This window comes from Oceanobacter sp. ABM4_470 (assembly GCF_056158645.1).
The window spans coordinates 1,378,079-1,394,340 of sequence record NZ_JBSWTR010000001.1 but is presented as its reverse complement, the minus strand read 5'-3'; the positions used below and the strand labels follow the sequence as shown (position 1 = coordinate 1,394,340).

Annotated in this window: 14 protein-coding genes and 3 tRNA genes; 10 read left to right on the top strand and 7 right to left on the bottom strand. The window is 52.8% G+C overall.

Going from position 1 to position 16,262, the window contains the following annotated elements; all coding sequences use genetic code 11:
- The first annotated feature begins 52 nt into the window (after positions 1 to 52).
- The 4 genes from ACXADJ_RS06200 (at position 53) to ACXADJ_RS06185 (ending at position 1,208) form a co-directional block, all read left to right on the top strand.
- A tRNA-Gly gene (locus ACXADJ_RS06200) sits at positions 53 to 128 on the top strand.
- Positions 129 to 213: 85 nt separating this feature from the next.
- A tRNA-Cys gene (locus ACXADJ_RS06195) sits at positions 214 to 287 on the top strand.
- A gap of 37 nt (positions 288 to 324) precedes the next feature.
- Positions 325 to 411 (top strand) — tRNA-Leu (locus tag ACXADJ_RS06190).
- A gap of 275 nt (positions 412 to 686) precedes the next feature.
- Positions 687 to 1,208: a DUF1285 domain-containing protein gene (locus tag ACXADJ_RS06185; RefSeq protein ID WP_475064135.1), complete on the top strand. Its 522-nt coding sequence runs from the start codon at positions 687 to 689 to the stop codon at positions 1,206 to 1,208.
- Between the two features lie 32 nt (positions 1,209 to 1,240).
- On the opposite strand, the gene ACXADJ_RS06180 is transcribed toward ACXADJ_RS06185, so the two are convergent.
- On the bottom strand, positions 1,241 to 2,950 hold the full coding sequence (locus ACXADJ_RS06180; protein ID WP_475064134.1) for an ABC transporter substrate-binding protein: 1,710 nt from the start codon (positions 2,948 to 2,950) through the stop codon (positions 1,241 to 1,243).
- A gap of 31 nt (positions 2,951 to 2,981) precedes the next feature.
- The gene (locus ACXADJ_RS06175; protein ID WP_475064133.1) at positions 2,982 to 4,538 is read right to left on the bottom strand and encodes a LysM peptidoglycan-binding domain-containing protein; all 1,557 of its coding nucleotides are present in this window, start codon (positions 4,536 to 4,538) and stop codon (positions 2,982 to 2,984) included.
- 99 nt (positions 4,539 to 4,637) lie between these two features.
- On the opposite strand from ACXADJ_RS06175, the gene ACXADJ_RS06170 reads away from it, so the two are divergent.
- The 3 genes from ACXADJ_RS06170 to dnaQ are packed head-to-tail and all read left to right on the top strand — an operon-like array spanning position 4,638 to position 6,546.
- Positions 4,638 to 5,411 (top strand): methyltransferase domain-containing protein, encoded by a 774-nt coding sequence (locus ACXADJ_RS06170; RefSeq protein ID WP_051219220.1) that lies wholly within the window; start codon positions 4,638 to 4,640, stop codon positions 5,409 to 5,411.
- Positions 5,408 to 5,842 carry a ribonuclease HI gene (gene rnhA, locus ACXADJ_RS06165; protein ID WP_475064132.1) on the top strand — a complete coding sequence of 145 codons (435 nt, stop codon included), beginning with the start codon at positions 5,408 to 5,410 and terminating at the stop codon, positions 5,840 to 5,842. The genes ACXADJ_RS06170 and rnhA overlap by 4 nt, the downstream gene beginning before the upstream one ends.
- Positions 5,839 to 6,546 (top strand): DNA polymerase III subunit epsilon, encoded by a 708-nt coding sequence (dnaQ, locus tag ACXADJ_RS06160; protein ID WP_475064131.1) that lies wholly within the window; start codon positions 5,839 to 5,841, stop codon positions 6,544 to 6,546. Before rnhA ends, dnaQ begins: the two co-directional genes overlap by 4 nt.
- Before the next feature lie 107 nt (positions 6,547 to 6,653).
- On the opposite strand, the gene nhaB is transcribed toward dnaQ, so the two are convergent.
- Entirely contained in the window at positions 6,654 to 8,165 is a 1,512-nt protein-coding gene (nhaB, locus tag ACXADJ_RS06155; RefSeq protein WP_475064130.1) for a sodium/proton antiporter NhaB, read from the bottom strand.
- Between the two features lie 238 nt (positions 8,166 to 8,403).
- On the opposite strand from nhaB, the gene ACXADJ_RS06150 reads away from it, so the two are divergent.
- Positions 8,404 to 10,047, top strand: a complete 1,644-nt coding sequence (locus ACXADJ_RS06150; protein WP_475064129.1) for a FimL-related protein — start codon at positions 8,404 to 8,406, stop codon at positions 10,045 to 10,047.
- A 6-nt stretch (positions 10,048 to 10,053) separates the two neighbouring features.
- A complete protein-coding gene (locus ACXADJ_RS06145; RefSeq protein ID WP_475064128.1) occupies positions 10,054 to 10,695 on the top strand; it encodes a hypothetical protein in 642 nt (213 codons plus the stop codon).
- Positions 10,696 to 10,793: 98 nt separating this feature from the next.
- Here the strand turns inward: ACXADJ_RS06145 and ACXADJ_RS06140 are convergent, their stop codons facing one another.
- A complete protein-coding gene (locus tag ACXADJ_RS06140) occupies positions 10,794 to 11,108 on the bottom strand; it encodes an SCP2 sterol-binding domain-containing protein (RefSeq protein ID WP_475064127.1) in 315 nt (104 codons plus the stop codon).
- Between the two features lie 203 nt (positions 11,109 to 11,311).
- Between ACXADJ_RS06140 and sohB the strand changes: the two genes are divergently transcribed.
- Positions 11,312 to 12,376, top strand: coding sequence for a protease SohB (sohB, locus tag ACXADJ_RS06135; protein WP_475064126.1), 1,065 nt, complete (start codon positions 11,312 to 11,314; stop codon positions 12,374 to 12,376).
- A gap of 114 nt (positions 12,377 to 12,490) precedes the next feature.
- Here sohB and ACXADJ_RS06130 read toward each other — a convergent pair whose 3' ends face one another.
- The 3 genes from ACXADJ_RS06130 to ACXADJ_RS06120 all read right to left on the bottom strand — a co-directional run bounded on the left by ACXADJ_RS06130 (position 12,491) and on the right by ACXADJ_RS06120 (position 16,067).
- On the bottom strand, positions 12,491 to 13,651 hold the full coding sequence (locus ACXADJ_RS06130; protein WP_475064125.1) for a cation:proton antiporter domain-containing protein: 1,161 nt from the start codon (positions 13,649 to 13,651) through the stop codon (positions 12,491 to 12,493).
- 270 nt (positions 13,652 to 13,921) lie between these two features.
- Positions 13,922 to 14,416, bottom strand: a complete 495-nt coding sequence (locus tag ACXADJ_RS06125; RefSeq protein ID WP_475064124.1) for a DUF934 domain-containing protein — start codon at positions 14,414 to 14,416, stop codon at positions 13,922 to 13,924.
- Positions 14,400 to 16,067: a nitrite/sulfite reductase gene (locus tag ACXADJ_RS06120; protein WP_028293539.1), complete on the bottom strand. Its 1,668-nt coding sequence runs from the start codon at positions 16,065 to 16,067 to the stop codon at positions 14,400 to 14,402. Before ACXADJ_RS06120 ends, ACXADJ_RS06125 begins: the two co-directional genes overlap by 17 nt.
- Positions 16,068 to 16,262 lie beyond the last annotated feature (195 nt).

Below are 16,262 nucleotides of genomic sequence, written 5' to 3'. Positions count from 1 at the left end.
AAAAAAGGGGTTGACGGCTGAGAGCGCATCCTTATAATGCGCACCATCTTTTGCGGGAATAGCTCAGTTGGTAGAGCACAACCTTGCCAAGGTTGGGGTCGCGAGTTCGAATCTCGTTTCCCGCTCCAGATTTTATAGATGTATTTACATGGTGTTCTTCACCGGTTCTGGTAAGTCTTCTATATCTCTTCCCTGTCTATCAGGAAAGGAAAAGGCGCGATAGCAAAGCGGTTATGCACTGGATTGCAAATCCACGTAGGCCGGTTCGACTCCGGCTCGCGCCTCCATTTTTCAAATCCCTTTTCAGGTATTTGTTCTGGTTCAGCCCGAATGGTGGAATTGGTAGACACAGGAGACTTAAAATCTCCCGACCTTACGGTCGTGCCGGTTCAAGTCCGGCTTCGGGCACCATGTAATACGCACCCTCCAGCGTAAGCAGTCACCAACCAGACTCCATATTTAAAATATCCCTCCTTCAGAACTTAAAATATCCAGTATGTGGATTTATACAGGCCTTTCTGCATTTCAAATCCGCAAGCATCCTTTTTATTGCCGCCCCATCCACGCCGAAACACCATCAAACAGCACTCAACACAAACCTGACGACAAATGACTACAGCCACTGATTGAACACAACTGCATTGCGTGTTTTCCTGATGCCGTCATTCCGCAACACGGTAACTGTTATGTCATTTCAATCATTAGAACAGCTGTTAGGCCAACAGGCCCGTGGTGAACTGCCGCCCGTTAGTGACTGGAATCCGGAGTTCTGCGGCGACATCGACATCCGCATCGACAAACAAGGTATCTGGTACCATGAAGGCAGCGAATTCAAACGCGAGAAACTCGTCAAACTGTTTGCCTCGATCCTGAAAAAAGAAGGTAACGAGTACTTTCTGGTAACGCCGGTTGAAAAACTTCGCATTCAGGTGGAAGACCTGCCTTTTCAGATCATCATGATCCACCAGGACGACGATGGCCTTCAGGCAGCGACCAACATGGGCGACATGATCACCATCGACCAGCAGCATCCAATCACGCTGTCGCAGTTTGATGACGGGGAAGTACCCGAGGTGGAAATCAGAAATGGCTTAAAGGCCCGCTTTAACCGCAGCAGCTATTACCAACTGGTGGATTTGGCAGAAGAAAGAGCAGGGCAGTTTGTTGTGTCCAGCCATGGCTGTGAGTTTGTTTTAGGCGAGGGCTGAAACATTTCCTGCGACCCACCAGCGCGAGTCGTTCACTGACCAGCGCCGATAGAAATCACCTTGCCGTGGCCGCGGACTTTTCGGCGAGACAGAATGTCCGACTTTTTGCGGGCATCGATTACCATCCAACCGCCGTGTTGAATATCGAGCGGATCAAATCGATAGCCTGATGGCGTGACAGGCGCGCGCTCAGCACGTTCATCGGCCGATGCTACGGGTAATACCCAATCCCAAGCCAAATAGCTTTTGTGTGAGGATTGATGCAACTCGCAATTTACACTCACCAAAGATAGTCCCATTCGAGATGCCAAATACGATGCTGGCGACTCCAAAGACTCGAACTCCAACCAGGCCATATCCACCCTGGCGCGCTCAAAGTCAGACAACACCGCTGCGGGCTGCCGTTGCTCTGTTGTTATCTCAGCACGTTTTTCTCTCGCCAATTGATCCTGCAATGACACGGGCAACGCGTCCGAAGAGTAGGCCAACCGAATCGCTTGATCCGCTTGCGCCCCGGTTAATGCCTCCGGCCTGATCAGCAAACATGACCACACTGAAGAGACTGAACCCTCCTGCGTGTGTGCAGGTGCTTTGGTATTGGCATAGCGATACACATCAACCTGATTGATCGGCTGCTGCTGAACCACATCGGCAACGTACTGCCCCGAGTGCTCATGCGAGACAATTTCAAGGTAATCAATGTCTCCCTTGCGCAAGCGGTCATAGCCTGCGGTTTCATTCGGGATCAGGTAGATATTGATTTTTGCCGGACGAAACCGCCCGGCAAACATGGGCAGCTCATCACCAAACCAGGACTCATTGCGGCTCAAGGAAATGCGCTCGCCTGCGACAAGGCGGCTAATGTAATAAGGACCTGTGGTTGGCTCCGCATGCCATCCCTTGTTGTCATAGCGAATATCGGACTGCCGCCAGTAACGATGGGAATACAATTTCAAGGCAGCCAACTGATGCATGGTCTCGGTATCAAGCGGCTGATTAAGCGACAGACTGAAGTCGGTGTCGTTGTGAATTTCAACCGCACCAACACCGTGATTCAACTGGTCGATCAGCCAAGGAGTAGAAGAGGACCTGTCCGTCAAAAACCGAAAGGTGAACGCAACGTCTGCTGTTGTTACAGGGTAGCCGTCGGACCAAATTGCATCGGGATTGAGCCTGAAGCCAATGCGCTGGCGGTCCTGACTCAGCGTCCAACCTGTTGCTAACGCAGGGGCCCAACGTTCTTTTGTTGTGTGCTGATCAGCACCAGCAGCAACCGGGAACATCAACGGCATTTGCAGCTTTTGCAGCAGCGTAGAAAAGGGGGAATCTTGTTCTGAAGGCAAGCGACTCAAACGGCCGCCAGTGTATGGTAGGGCGGTTCTCAGTACGCCAGAGATATCCGTTGTGCTCACGTCTGGATTCAGAGTAGAAGCAAGATCAGAACCAACAGAGCCATCAGAAGAGAGAGCGCCTCCAGAGCGCAGAGCGGGACTTTCAAGCGAATGCCAGCTGCCATTCGCCTCTGCCACGAACTGCTCAGGCGTCAGCGGCACATTCCGCACAACCAACTCGGCATTGGCCGACGACACAGAAAAGCCCACGAGAACAATAAGAGCCGAATAGACTGCCGGAAAAACAGCTAACGAGCTTGATTTACAGCCCCGACAAGACGAGGCACGAACTTTTTTGCGATTGAAGCGAAAGACAAAGCCCATTTGTATTTCCTTTAGAAAGAAGTCCAAACAGGCTCCCGATAGCCCTGCCAAGGTTTGTTTAGCGCACAACGTTGACGTAAAGCAGCAGCTTCATCCCAGGTTGCAGATACTTGCTGCTGGTGTCGTTCGGGTTCCATTTGCGGATGTCGTTCACACCCACCCGGAAGCGACTACCAATACTGGCCAGAGAATCCCCGGAGCGCACCGTATAGGTTACCCGGCGAATTTCCTTACGGCCCGAGCTTTGGGTTGCCTTGGTCCAGATCGTCAGATTCTTCCCAACCGTCAGCGGGTCCCCTGGCGCCATACCATTCCAATGAGCAATTTGTCGTGAGGTCACGCCATATTTCTTGCCAATCCCCCAGAAAGAATCGCCAGAACGTACGGTATACACCACTTTATTGGTACCACTTGGCTGGCGATTGCTACGGGTGCGATCCAATCGCTGGGTCAAACTGTAGGAATACGCCGCCTGGCCTTTCATAGCCCCAGGGATCAACAGGGTTTGGCCTACGCGAATGGTATTGCTGCCAAGGTCATTAACCCGCTTGATAACATCAACTGTAGTTCGAAATTGCTTGCCGATGGTTTGCAGGTTGTCACCAGACTTCACCACGTAACGGTTCCACTGCACGCGCTTGTTGCTTGGCAGGGCGCTCAGGCGAGAAACAAAATCATCGTAGGCCTCGTACGGAACCAGCACTTCATGTGGGCCGTCCGGGTGGGTTGCCCAACGGTTAAAGCCCGGATTCAGGCGATAGATTTCTTCCAGTTCGGTGTTGGCCAATTCGGCAACCTGCGTCAGGTCAATCTGACCGCCGGTTTGCACCACAGCAAAGTAGGGTTCGTTAGCCACGGCGGTAAACGGGCTTTTATAACGCTCCGGGTATTTCAGCAGCTGCGCCAATGCCAGTAGCTTGGGAACGTAGGCACGGGTTTCTTTTGGTAGCTCCAGATTCCAGAAATCCGTGGCCATGCCCTTGTTGCGATTCTTGCGAATGGCTTTTCGAACGGTACCACCGCCGGAGTTGTAAGACGCCAGTGCTAATTCCCAATCGCCGTCGAACTGGCGCGATAGGCTGCTTAAATAGTCCAGCGCCGCATTGGTTGCTGCACGAATATCCCGACGGCCGTCGTACCACCAGTCCTGCTTCAGGCCGAAATACTTGCCCGTAGAGGGAATAAACTGCCACACGCCGGAAGCCCGGCCATGACTGTAAGCAAATGGATCAAAAGCACTTTCAACGATCGGCAGCAGGGCAATTTCCCCTGGCACGTTGCGGGCTTCGATTTGTTCGGCAATGTAGTACAGATAAGGCTCGGAACGTTTGGTGACGCGCGCCATGTACTCGGGGTGTTTGATGTACCAGTCGCGCTGGGCTTTCAGGCGTGGATTATCAACATCCAGATCCAGCTGAAAACGGTCAAGGATACGATCCCAGACGTTCTCGGTGGTTTGTATGCTGATGAATTCTTCTGAAACAGGGGTGTCGGACACCTGTACAGGCTGGGCACTGGGTGCCCATACTTCTTCAGGTTCCTTGGGGCTGGTGGCACTGCAGCCGGTGACAATAACCAAGGGAGCCAGAATTGTGGGTAGTGAGATTAAACGCATGTGCTTAAAATGTCTGAATGTTCGGCCGACAGTCTAGAGATTGCCGTTAGCCTCAGCAACAAAGCATCGCATCGGAATCGTAAAGGGAGCCTCGGCAGTATGGGCGTCAGAATCAAATCGGAAGCGTACAACCAATGGCTGACATCGGCGTCCTGCAAGCGCCTTCTGGCCATGGAAGCTGGCTGGCTGCGCGAGGTCCTGGTCGATTTGCGAGGCCAACACCTGCTGTATTCCGGCATCGACAGCACCCCCCGATTTCTCAAGCGAAATCGTATGCGTCACGCCTTTGTGATGGGTATGCCATGGGCCAAGGACAACCATTGCGATGCTCGCATGAGTGATGATCTTTGGCCGCTTGCCGACGAATCCGTCGAAGCCGTTATTTTGCAACACAGCCTCGATATGTCGGTGCGACCACACCAGATGGTGCGGGAGGCCTCACGGGTGTTGCAGTCCAGTGGTTATCTGGTGATTGTGGGCTGGAATCCCTACAGCATTTTTGGTGCCTCCAAGGCCGCCATGACGCTATCTGCCAAATTGCCCTGGATCGCCAACTGCGTGAGTTCCAACCGTTTGGAAGACTGGTTGACCCTGCTCGACTTCCGCGTCGAACGGGTGTCCCACATTGCTCATCTTTGGCCACTTAGAATGATTACCGAAAGTGCCAGCCGACGCTTCGACCGAGTCGCCGCCGGCCATAACTGGCTACCATCAAATGCCTATATACTGGTGGCCAGAAAAACCGTTGCAGGCACAACGCGTCTGAAACAAAGGCGTTGGAGTCTGCGGCCGGATTTTGTGCCGACGCCAGCCATTGCCCGGCTGCCGGCCATTCATAATATTCAACCCACAGGCAACTGTTTTAAACAATGAAAGTAGAGATATACACCGATGGCGCCTGCAAGGGTAACCCTGGTGCTGGCGGCTGGGGCGCACTGCTGCGCTTCGGAGAAGCAGAGAAAGAATTGTTTGGTGGCGAAGTCAATACCACCAATAACCGGATGGAGTTAATGGCTGCCATTCAAGGGCTTGAGGCACTGACTCGCCCTTGTGAGGTGGTCCTGACCACCGACTCCAAGTACGTTAAACAAGGCATTCAGCAATGGATGGCGGGCTGGAAGCGTAATGGCTGGAAAACAGCATCCAAAGCACCGGTCAAAAACAAGGACCTGTGGGTGCGGCTGGATGAAGCCTGCAACCGTCATCAGGTAGAATGGCAATGGGTCAAGGGTCACGCCGGTCACGCTGAAAACGAACGCGCCGACCAGTTGGCCAACAAGGGCGTCGCCAAGGTAATGTCATGAGACAAGTCGTACTCGATACAGAAACCACCGGTATTGGTGAAGGTCACCGCATCCTTGAGATCGGTTGTGTGGAAGTAATTGAACGAAAATTGACCGGTCGTCATTTTCATAAATACATCCACCCGCAGCGTCCAATCGACGAAGAAGCCCAGAACGTTCACGGTATTTCAATCGAATGGCTGGAAGAACAGGGCAGTCCGGTATTTGCCGACGTTGCTCAGGAATTCATCGACTTTATTGCTGGCGCCGAGCTGGTGATTCACAACGCCGCGTTCGACGTCGGAATGATGGATGCAGAATTCAAGCTACTGGGCCTGCCTGCCACCAACACTTTCTGCAGCGTGCTGGACACGCTGAAACTGGCCCGCGACATGTTCCCGGGCTCCAGGGTTTCCCTCGACGCCTTGTGTAAGCGTTTTGATATTGATAACAGCCACCGTGAACTGCACGGGGCTTTGCTCGACTCCGAGATTCTGGCCGACGTTTACCTGTTCATGACCGGTGGTCAAACCGATTTGATGCTGTCAGTCGATGACGATGGTGACGATGACGGAGCCAAGCTGGATCTTGAAGCCCTGACATCCGCTGCCGCTGGTGCGGAGCTGTCGATCATCACGGCCACCGACGCAGAAGTTCAGGCCCACGAGAAGTTTCTTGAGCTGATCGACAAGAAAAGCGAAGGGGCTATTTGGCGGCAGATCTGATTCGTGTGACTGACGTTTGCAGCAGCACGAAAGACAAACAAAAGCCCGCTGAAATAACCATTTCAGCGGGCTTTTTAGTGTCAGGAATCTGGGGGTCCTGGCCGGCATTACAGCCAGTGTGTCACCGCAAAGTAACCAACACCCGTCATCACAACTGTGTACGGCAGCGCCATCACCACCATACGTCCGTAAGACAGACGAATTAACGGCGCCAACGCAGAGGTCAGCAAGAACAGAAATGCCGCCTGGCCATTGGGTGTCGCCACACTTGGCAAGTTAGTGCCGGTATTAATGGCTACCGCCAGAGCATCAAACTGTGCCCGGGATATTTCTCCAGCATCCAGAGCCGATTTCACTTCGGAAATATAAACCGTCGCCACAAACACGTTGTCACTGATCATCGACAATATGCCGTTGGCCAAAAAGAACACACCGGGCTGAGATGCTGGCTCAACGTTACGGGTATCAAGAATCCACTCAATGATAGGCGTGAATAAATGCTGTGAGTGAATCACGCCAACAATCGCAAAAAACACCACCAATAACGCCGTAAATGGCATGGCCTCTTCAAACGCCTTACCGATTTGGTGTTCCTCAATAACGCCGTTGAACGCCGTCAGTAAAATAATCACCGCAAGGCCAATAAAACCGACTTCGGCCAAATGAAACGCCAGACCAACCACCAGAAATACCGCAACCAGCCCCTGAACCACCAGCTGCAATTGTTGCTTGGGTGCCATCTGCTCGCTTTGACGACGGTCGTAGTCTTCCAGAATGCCACGAACTTCAACGGGCAGTTTGGCGCCGTAGCCGAACTTGCCGGTTTGCTCCAGCAACACACAAACTGCCAGGCCAGACACCAGTACCGGCATGGTGATCGGTGCCATGATGGTAAAAAAGCCAAGGAAATCCCAGCCAGCTACTTTGGCAATCAACAGGTTTTGTGGCTCACCAACCAGCGTACACACACCACCCAACGCTGTGCCCACGGCACCGTGCATCATCAGGCTGCGCAAAAAGGCGCGGAACTGATCCAGATCCTGACGGTGACTTTCACGCAATTCTTCGTCGTTACCGTGGTTGTGATCAACGTTGAAATTCTTGCCGCTGGCAACCCGGTGGTAAACGCTATAAAAGCCGACCGACACACTGATCAGCACCGCCGTCACGGTCAGTGCATCCAGGAACGCTGACAGCACCGCCGCTACCACACTGAACAGCAGCGACAGCATGGTCTTGGAGCGAACGCCCAGCAGAATTTTGGTGAACACATACAGCAGCAGGTCCTTCATAAAGAAGATACCGGCGACCATGAACATCAGCAGCAAGATCACCGGAAAGTTGTGCAGTGTTTCTTCGTACACCACTTGTGGGCTGACCATGCCCAGCAGAATGGCCTCAATGGCCAACAAGCCACCCGGTTGCAACGGGTAGCATTTCAGAGCCATGGCCAGTGTGAAAATGAACTCGACAATCAACAGCCAGCCAGTGATATAGGTGCCCAACGTATAAACACTGACAACATTGAATGCGAGGAAAGCAAGGATGGTTTTCTTGTACCAAAGCGGAGCATTGCCAAGAAAATTTCCCATCACTGCGGTGTGTAGCGACGCGATCATTATTATTTCCTTCTTTTGGGTGCGGGAAATTTAATGAGCTAGGAATAATTTTCAACTGCCGACGGCTTCAATACTGTCGTAAAGCACGAAAAATATACTAAATGAGTAAGAAAAGCGTGATTAGGGGCAGGAATCTTGTCACATAGTAGTGATTAAAAAGGGTTAAAACGTTTCGCCATCAAAGGGTTATACAGATAGAATAACCCCAACTTTAAGCTTGGAATTGCGATTGGTCGTCATGGCAGAACTACAGACTGTAAATGAAGAAACCCAGTTTGCTGTATCGCTTAATCTCGTTAAGAGTGAAGTTCTCAACGCACTGGATTCTGCAGCCAACCAGCTGGATTATTATTCAGAAACAGGCAGCCCGGATCAGCTGAAGGCATTCCTTGCCGAAGTTCAGCAGATTCGTGGCACGTTCAAAATGCTGGATTTCAGGGCAGGAGAGCGTCTCTGTGAGGAGTTTGCCGAATCCGGCCGCCACGCCCGTGGTGAAGCCCTGTCGAACGCAACACTGAATGCCTTCACCCAGGCCATCGTCTACCTCAAGCGCCTGGTTGAACTGATGGCTGAAGGTTCGCCAACATCACCAAGTCTGCTGATTCCTGTCATTAATCAGATTCGCCGCAGTCGCAGCGACGCTGCACTGCCAGAATCCTATTTCTTTCTGGTTAATCTGCGTCCGCAAATATCTACTCCGAAGGCCATTGCGGAAGCGACACGCTTCCCGTTCCGTCGTGCGCGTCAGATGTACCAGCTGGGTCTGTTGGGCTTGATTCGCGGCCAGGGGCGCTTTGGGCCAGTACAAGTCATGTCGCGAGCGGTAAAGCGCTTTGAAAAGGCCAGTCAGGGCGGTGCGTCCTGGACCTTCTGGCACGTAGCCTCGGCAGCTCTTGAAGCCCTGTCACAAGAAGAGTTTGAAATCACCCCGGCACGCATGGCGTTGCTGGGCCAGCTCGACCGTCAGGTTCGCCGGATTCAGGAAACCGAAGGTCGCTACTTCGCCGAGAAACAGCCCGACTGGCTGCTGAAAGAATTTGTGCATCTTGTATCGCTGGCGAAGCCAGAAAGCGAAGCCATTCGTCAGGTTCAGAAAGAATTCCAGGTTGCCAACGGCATCAAGGAAGAGCAACTGGCCGAAGCGCGTAACAAACTCTCCGGCCCAGACGGTTCAGCGCTGGAATCACTGGCGCTGGCGTTGCAGGAAGAGCTGCAAAAGGTCAAAGACCAGATCGACCTGTCCGAGCGTCTGGACCTCAGCAGTGAAGATTTCCAGCTTCTGCTCGACAGCATTCGTCGTATTGGCGACACCCTGATTATTGCCAACAATCAGGAAGCCGCAGAGCGCGCATCCCAGTTGGCACTGCGTTTGGAAGCCGCTGGCCAACCAGGCCTACGTGAGCACGGCGACGACATTGCCGATGAAATCATCCGTCTGGAACAAACCCTGCGTTCCATAACCTCCAAGCACACGGAGGACGAGTCAGGCATTGATCCGGTCAGCCTCAACGAAGCGCGCATCGCGATTCTGTCGGAGTCGATGACCTCTTTGGCGATGGTCAAGCGCGCAATCGGCGCTTACCTGGAATCAGACGGTGAAGTGCTGCACGTTGCCAACGTCAGCAAGAGCCTGTCGGACGTTGCCGCAGCACTGCTGTTTATGGGCAACGAAACCATGTACGACATTCTGAAGTCCCTGCGTGACTTCGTTGACCACGACGTTCAGGACACCAGCAAGGTGATTGAAGAGCACAAGATGGAAGCCTTTGCCGACGCCATTACCGCTGTCGAGTACTTTATGGATTCCCTCAATGGCCAATCCTCAGGGGCAGACGAAGCCGTTCGTCTGGCCCAGGACAGCCTGGCTCACCTGAAAGGATAAATCGCCATGCTGTTATCTAGCTTGCTGGGGTTTGTTGCCGTCGTCATGCTGTTGATCCTGATCGTTGTCGGTGTGATGTGGATCGGCAAACCATGGGTCATTCAATGGATCAAAGGCACCGCGGGCATTCTGCTGCTGTTTGGCGGTTTTTTGCTGGTGTATTCCGGCGTCGACCTATACAGCTACAAACAGGCCAACGGCATTCAGCCTGCCTTCACCATCAGCACCTACAAGGTGGGCGATCAGACGTTCGACCTGTCGCTGGTGGACGAAGAAGGCAACGAGCAACGCTACATCGTCAAGGGCGATCAATGGCAACTGGATTTCCGCCTGCTGCGCTGGACCGGCCCGATTGATTCACTGGCTGCCGCACCGGTTTACCGCATTGACCGTTTGAGTGGCCGTTACCTGTCACTAGAGCAGGAGCGCACCGCAGAGCGTACGGTTTATGGCCTGGGGCAGGGTGGCTGGATCGACGTATGGTCAGTTTTGAAAGAAAAAGGCTTTTGGCTAAAGCCGGAAATGGGCAGCGCTGTCTTTATGCCATTGGTTAACGGCGCAACCTTTGCTGTCACCGTATCTGCCGAAGGCGTAGAAGCGGAAGCCATGAATGACGTGGCTGCCAAGGCGCTGGACAGCAACTGGTAAGTCTGTGCACCACAGCGGTCCGTTTATAGAAACACTCGGACCGACAGTAAAAACAAAAAACGGGCCAGCGGCCCGTTTTTTGTTGGTTTGCAATGCAATCAAGCCGGGAAGATTTCACCGATCTTGGTTGCCAGCATCATGTCGCCTTCAACACGCAGTTGACCAGACATAAAGGCCTGCATGCCGTCGGTTTCACCGGTGGCGATACCCGCGAAGGTTTCAGTGTTCATGATCAGGGTAACGTCGGCGTCGTCGTTTTCACCCTGGCCTACTTCACAGGCACCGTCTTTTACCACGATGAAGTAATCGTCGCCGTCTTCGATGTTGAATTGGAAGGTAGCGTCCAGGTCGTCTGCCGCGTCGGCGTCAAAACGGCTGTTCAGGGTGTTGATGATTTCAGAAACAGAAGTCATTGCTTGGTTCCTTATTGTTAATGTGGCAGCAATTCGCAGGCAAACTGTGGTTTTCGCCAACGCTGTTTGTCGATTGCCACTCTAGGCCGCAGCCTTGCGGGTGTCAACCAGAATTCATACGCTCGTTTGAATTCTGCTCAGGCATTTTTCCGTATCTCACTCTGGGGTAGACTAATCGTCTTACTCAGATAAAGGTTTATCGCGTGGAATTCATTTCGGAATATGGTCTGTTTCTATTAAAGACCATCACTCTTGTCGGTGCCATCGTTCTGGTCATTGGCGCTATTGCTTCTGCAAGCTCTCGCAATAAAAACAGCGCCCAGGAAGGCGATATCGTCATCAAACGACTGAACGACGACATCGAAGATTACAAGGATGCCTTTGAAGACGCCATCCTCAGCAAAGAAGAACAAAAGGCGTTGAACAAACAACGCCAGAAAGAAGAGAAAGCCAAGGCCAAGGCGGAAAAGAAGCGCGCCAAAGACGGTCTGGAATCAACGGAAACCCGCAAGCGCATTTTTGTACTGGACTTTAATGGAGACGTTAAAGCCTCCGAAGTGGATTTGCTGCGCCACGAAATTACTGCGGTTCTGACCCAGATTGAAAAAGAAGACGAAATCGTTTTGCGCCTGGAAAGCCCGGGCGGCATGGTACACACCTACGGTCTGGCAGCCTCTCAGCTGAAGCGTATTCGCGACAAAGGCGTTCCACTGACTATCTGTGTTGACGAAGTTGCCGCCAGTGGCGGTTACATGATGGCGTGTTTGGGCAACAAGATCATCGCCGCACCGTTTGCACTGATCGGCTCCATTGGCGTGCTGGCCCAGGTGCCAAACTTCCACCGTCTGCTGAAGAAGAACGACGTCGACTATGAATTGTTTACCGCAGGCGAATTCAAGCGCACCGTTACCATGCTGGGTGAAAATACCGACAAGGGCCGCGAGAAATTCCAGTCTGATCTGGAAGAAACTCACACCCTGTTCCGTCAGCACGTGCAGAAATTCCGCCCTCGTCTGGATGTAGACGCGGTGGCGACCGGTGAGGTCTGGTACGGCCAACAGGCATTGGAAAACAAGCTGATTGACGAAGTGGGCACCAGTGATGACTACATCGTTAACGCGTGCGCTAATGCCGACGTTTACAGCGTGCGTTACGAATACAAGAAGACCCTGCAAGAAAAGTTGGGAGTAGGGGTTCAGGCCGCTATAGAGAAAGCCATGACCACCGTGCTGAACCGCATTCAGCAGCAAAACGTTAGCAAGAGCTGATCTTACCTGCTTCATCAGGCTCTGCTGAGGTTTGCCTTCAAGTAAATAAAAACGCCCGCCAGATTCGTCTAGCGGGCGTTTTATTTTTCAGACCTCAAGCAGTTTCTGAGCAACTCAGTCCCGGCGCAACTTCTCAGATACCGCAATCGGGTTGGGGTAGTTGAACACCACAATGTAACTGCTGACCACAAAGGTGATGATCGCCGTGGCCTGAATCAGCAGCGAACCTTGCTCCGACAACAGACCGCCTTCCAATGCCATAAAGGCAATCAGCAATGAAAATTCACTGATTTGTCCCAGTCGAAAGCCCACATCCCAGGCCAGTTTTGGTGTTTCGCTGAATTTTTTCAGCAGCACACGGAAGACCACGGGTTTAAGTCCAAGCACCAGCACCGCCAAGGCCACCGCTGCAACCGCCACGGTGCCAAGCATACCCAGATTCAGCCCTGCGCCGAGCGCAAAGAAGAACAACACCAGAAAGAAGTCACGCAGTGGCTTCAGGCTAATGGCGATAAACTGCGCAATTGGACTGGTTGCCAGCGTGATGCCTGCCACAAACGCGCCGATTTCATAGCTCAAGCCCACCAGATGTGCTGCTTCGGCCACCGCCAGACACCAACCGATGGCCAGAATAAACAGGTATTCCTGATAGCGATCAAATTTGGTAATCAGCGGCAGCAATACGCTTTTAACAATCAAATAGGCTGCCGCAATGATCAGCGGCAGAGCCACAAACGGCTGCCATACCGGCATATCACCCTGACCACTGAGTACACCCAGCAAAATCAGCGTGAAGATGGCGATCATATCCTGCAACAGCAACAAACCGACCATCAGCTCACCCATGTGCTTGTGGTGCAACACGGTGGTGGGGAGCAGCTTCAAACCAATGATGGTGCTCGAAAACATCAGCGCCAAACCGATGACGATGCAGTCCATTTGAGAATAACCAAACAACGCTGTCAGTCCGTAACCCGCCACAAAGAACAACAGCGAGCTGACCACACCAACGGTTGAGGCTTGCCGCAGCACCGACACCAAGGCCTTGGGCTGCATATCAAGACCCAGCAAAAACAGCAGGAAGATAATGCCAATGTGAGACATCTCTTCCAGCAGCTCGGGATGTTCAATCCAGCCCATGCCAAACGGCCCAACGAGGGCACCCAGGCCAATATAGGCAATCAGAACCGGTTGTTTGGTGTAGAGGGCAAATGTGGCCAGCAGCGACGCACCGGCGAAAATAACGAAAATAGAAAAAACGATGTCTTGCTGCATGAGCTACTCCTTGCGTGGGGACCCTCTGAAAAACTCTGCACAACTCTGCGCGGGCACTGAGTTTTCAGCTTACGACAGCTTCTGCAAAGTACCAACCGGGCTCCGTTGATTGCACCTGCACCCGACTATCGACTGGGCAATACCGACATATCAAGGCATTCACAACAGATCAGCAGCCACAAAATCAGACGCCACCGGAATGCGAGAAAACGGTTTCAGACGGGCAAAAAAATACCGGCCAACGGCCGGTATTTTGAATCGTGATTGCGATTAACGTGTCACACGATTAAACAGAGGCTTGTCGCTGTCTACCGCCGCCTGGTATGGCTGGGTGAAGGTAGTGAAGGCAGCCAATGCGTTTTCTTCGTTTTGATCATCACGCAGGGCGTAGGAGCTGAAACCACAACGCATGTAGAAGAACAGCTGATCGATCAGTACGTCGCCAACGGCACGGATGTCGCCAGCGTAGTCGTACTGTTCGCGCAGCAGACGGGCTGCGGAGTAACCACGACCGTCAACGAACTTCGGAAAGTCAATTTCGATCACGGCGAAGTTGCGGCATTGTTCGGCCAGCTTGTCAGCAGTCTGTTCGCTACGCAGGTGAACACCCAGCTTGCCACGAGAGGCCAGCGGTTGCAGTTCAGCCTGTTCGTGCTCCCAGCGCTCCAGAGAAATGATGCTGTTTTCAACCACCATTTCATCGTCAGCAACACGAACCCATGGATCGTCGTTAACAAAAGCGCCGTTCTTAATCAGCTTTGCCATATACGGCCTCCTTGAATTCGTTGTGACCCAGACGCTTGTAGGCTTCCAGGAAGCTTTCGCCATCAATGCGTTTTTCAACGTACAGGTTCAGAACCTTGGCAATCACGTCGGGGATGGATTCACGGTCAAAGGATGGACCCAGAATCTTACCCAAAGAAGCTTCACCGCGGCCGCCAGAGTTACCACCCAGGGATACCTGGTAGAACTCTTCACCTTTTTTGTCGACACCCAGAATACCGATGTTACCCACGTGGTGGTGACCACAGGCGTTCATACAACCGGAAATGTTCAGGTCGATATCACCGATGTCGTATTGGAAATCGATGTCTTCAAAGCGAATTTGCAGGTCTTCCGCAATTGGAATGGACTTGGCGTTAGCCAGTGCGCAGAAGTCACCACCAGGGCAGCAGATCATATCGGTCAGCAGGCCCAGAGTTGGCGTCGCCAGACCCAGTGCCTTGGCTTTCTGCCATACGTCAAACAGTTGCGCCTGTTCAACGTCGGCCAGTACCAGGTTCTGATGGTGCGTGGAGCGCAGCTCACCAAAGCTGTACTCGTCGGCTAGATCGGCAACGGCATCCATCTGTGCGTCGGTAACGTCGCCCGGTGCGGTGCCTTTCTGCTTCAGCGTCAGGGTAACAACGGCGTAACCCGGCTGCTTATGAGCACGTACGTTACGTTCCATCCAGCGAGCGAAGGCCGGGTTGTCGGCTTTCAGCTGGTCCAGCTTGGCGGTTTCGTCTTGCAGGTCAGCGTAGGCTGGATCAACAAAGTGCTTCTTGACGCGATCCAGTTCAGCCTGGGTCAGCTTGGTAGCAGAATCCTTGATGCGGTCCCACTCGGCTTCAACCAGTTCCTTCATGCGCTCGATGCCCAGCGCCTTGGTCAGGATCTTGATACGAGCCTTGTACTTGTTGTCACGACGGCCAAACTGGTTGTAAACGCGAATGGCAGCTTCCAGGTAGGTAAGCAGATCTTCTTCTGGCAGGAAATCACGAATCACTTCGCCCAGAATTGGCGTACGACCCAGACCACCACCAATCAGAATGCGGTAACCCAGCTCACCGGCGTCGTTACGAATGATGTTTACACCAATATCGTGAACGTCGATGGCAGCACGGTCAGCACCTTCAACGGCGTTAACAGCGATCTTGAACTTACGTGGCAGGAAGGCGAATTCCGGGTGGAACGTAGACCACTGACGGATGATTTCGCAGTAAGGACGTGGATCGACCAGTTCTTCCGCAATCACACCGGCGTATTCGTCGGTGGTGGTGTTACGGATACAGTTACCGGAAGTCTGTACAGCGTGCATTTGCACCTCTGCCAGCTCTGCCAGAATCTGTGGGCAGTCCTTCAGCTCAGGCCAGTTAAACTGGATGTTCTGACGAGTAGAGAAGTGGCCGTAGCCCTTGTCGTAGTCACGAGCCACCTTGGCCAGCGCGCGCAGCTGCTTGCTGTTCAGCGAGCCGTAAGGAATGGCAACACGCAGCATCGGCGCGTAACGTTGCACATAGATACCGTTCTGCAGTCGCAGTGGCAGGAATTCTTCTTCAGCAATCTCACCCGCGAAATAACGCTCAGTCTGTTGTTTGAACTGGGCGACACGCTCATTGAGGATCTGCTGATCGTACTCGTCGTATTGGTACATAGCGTCTCGGGTTGCTCTGGCGAGGCGCAAAGGGCGCCTTGAATAGTGATCGATCCGGCATGCAAGGCATGCGGAGATGGTTTTTTAATGGCTGCGAACATTACCAAAGCCGCTTTATTCTTAAAACGACTATTTACCTATATCGTAATTACTTTTACGGGTGGTTTTGTTCGGCTAAGCCGAATAGCAAATGGT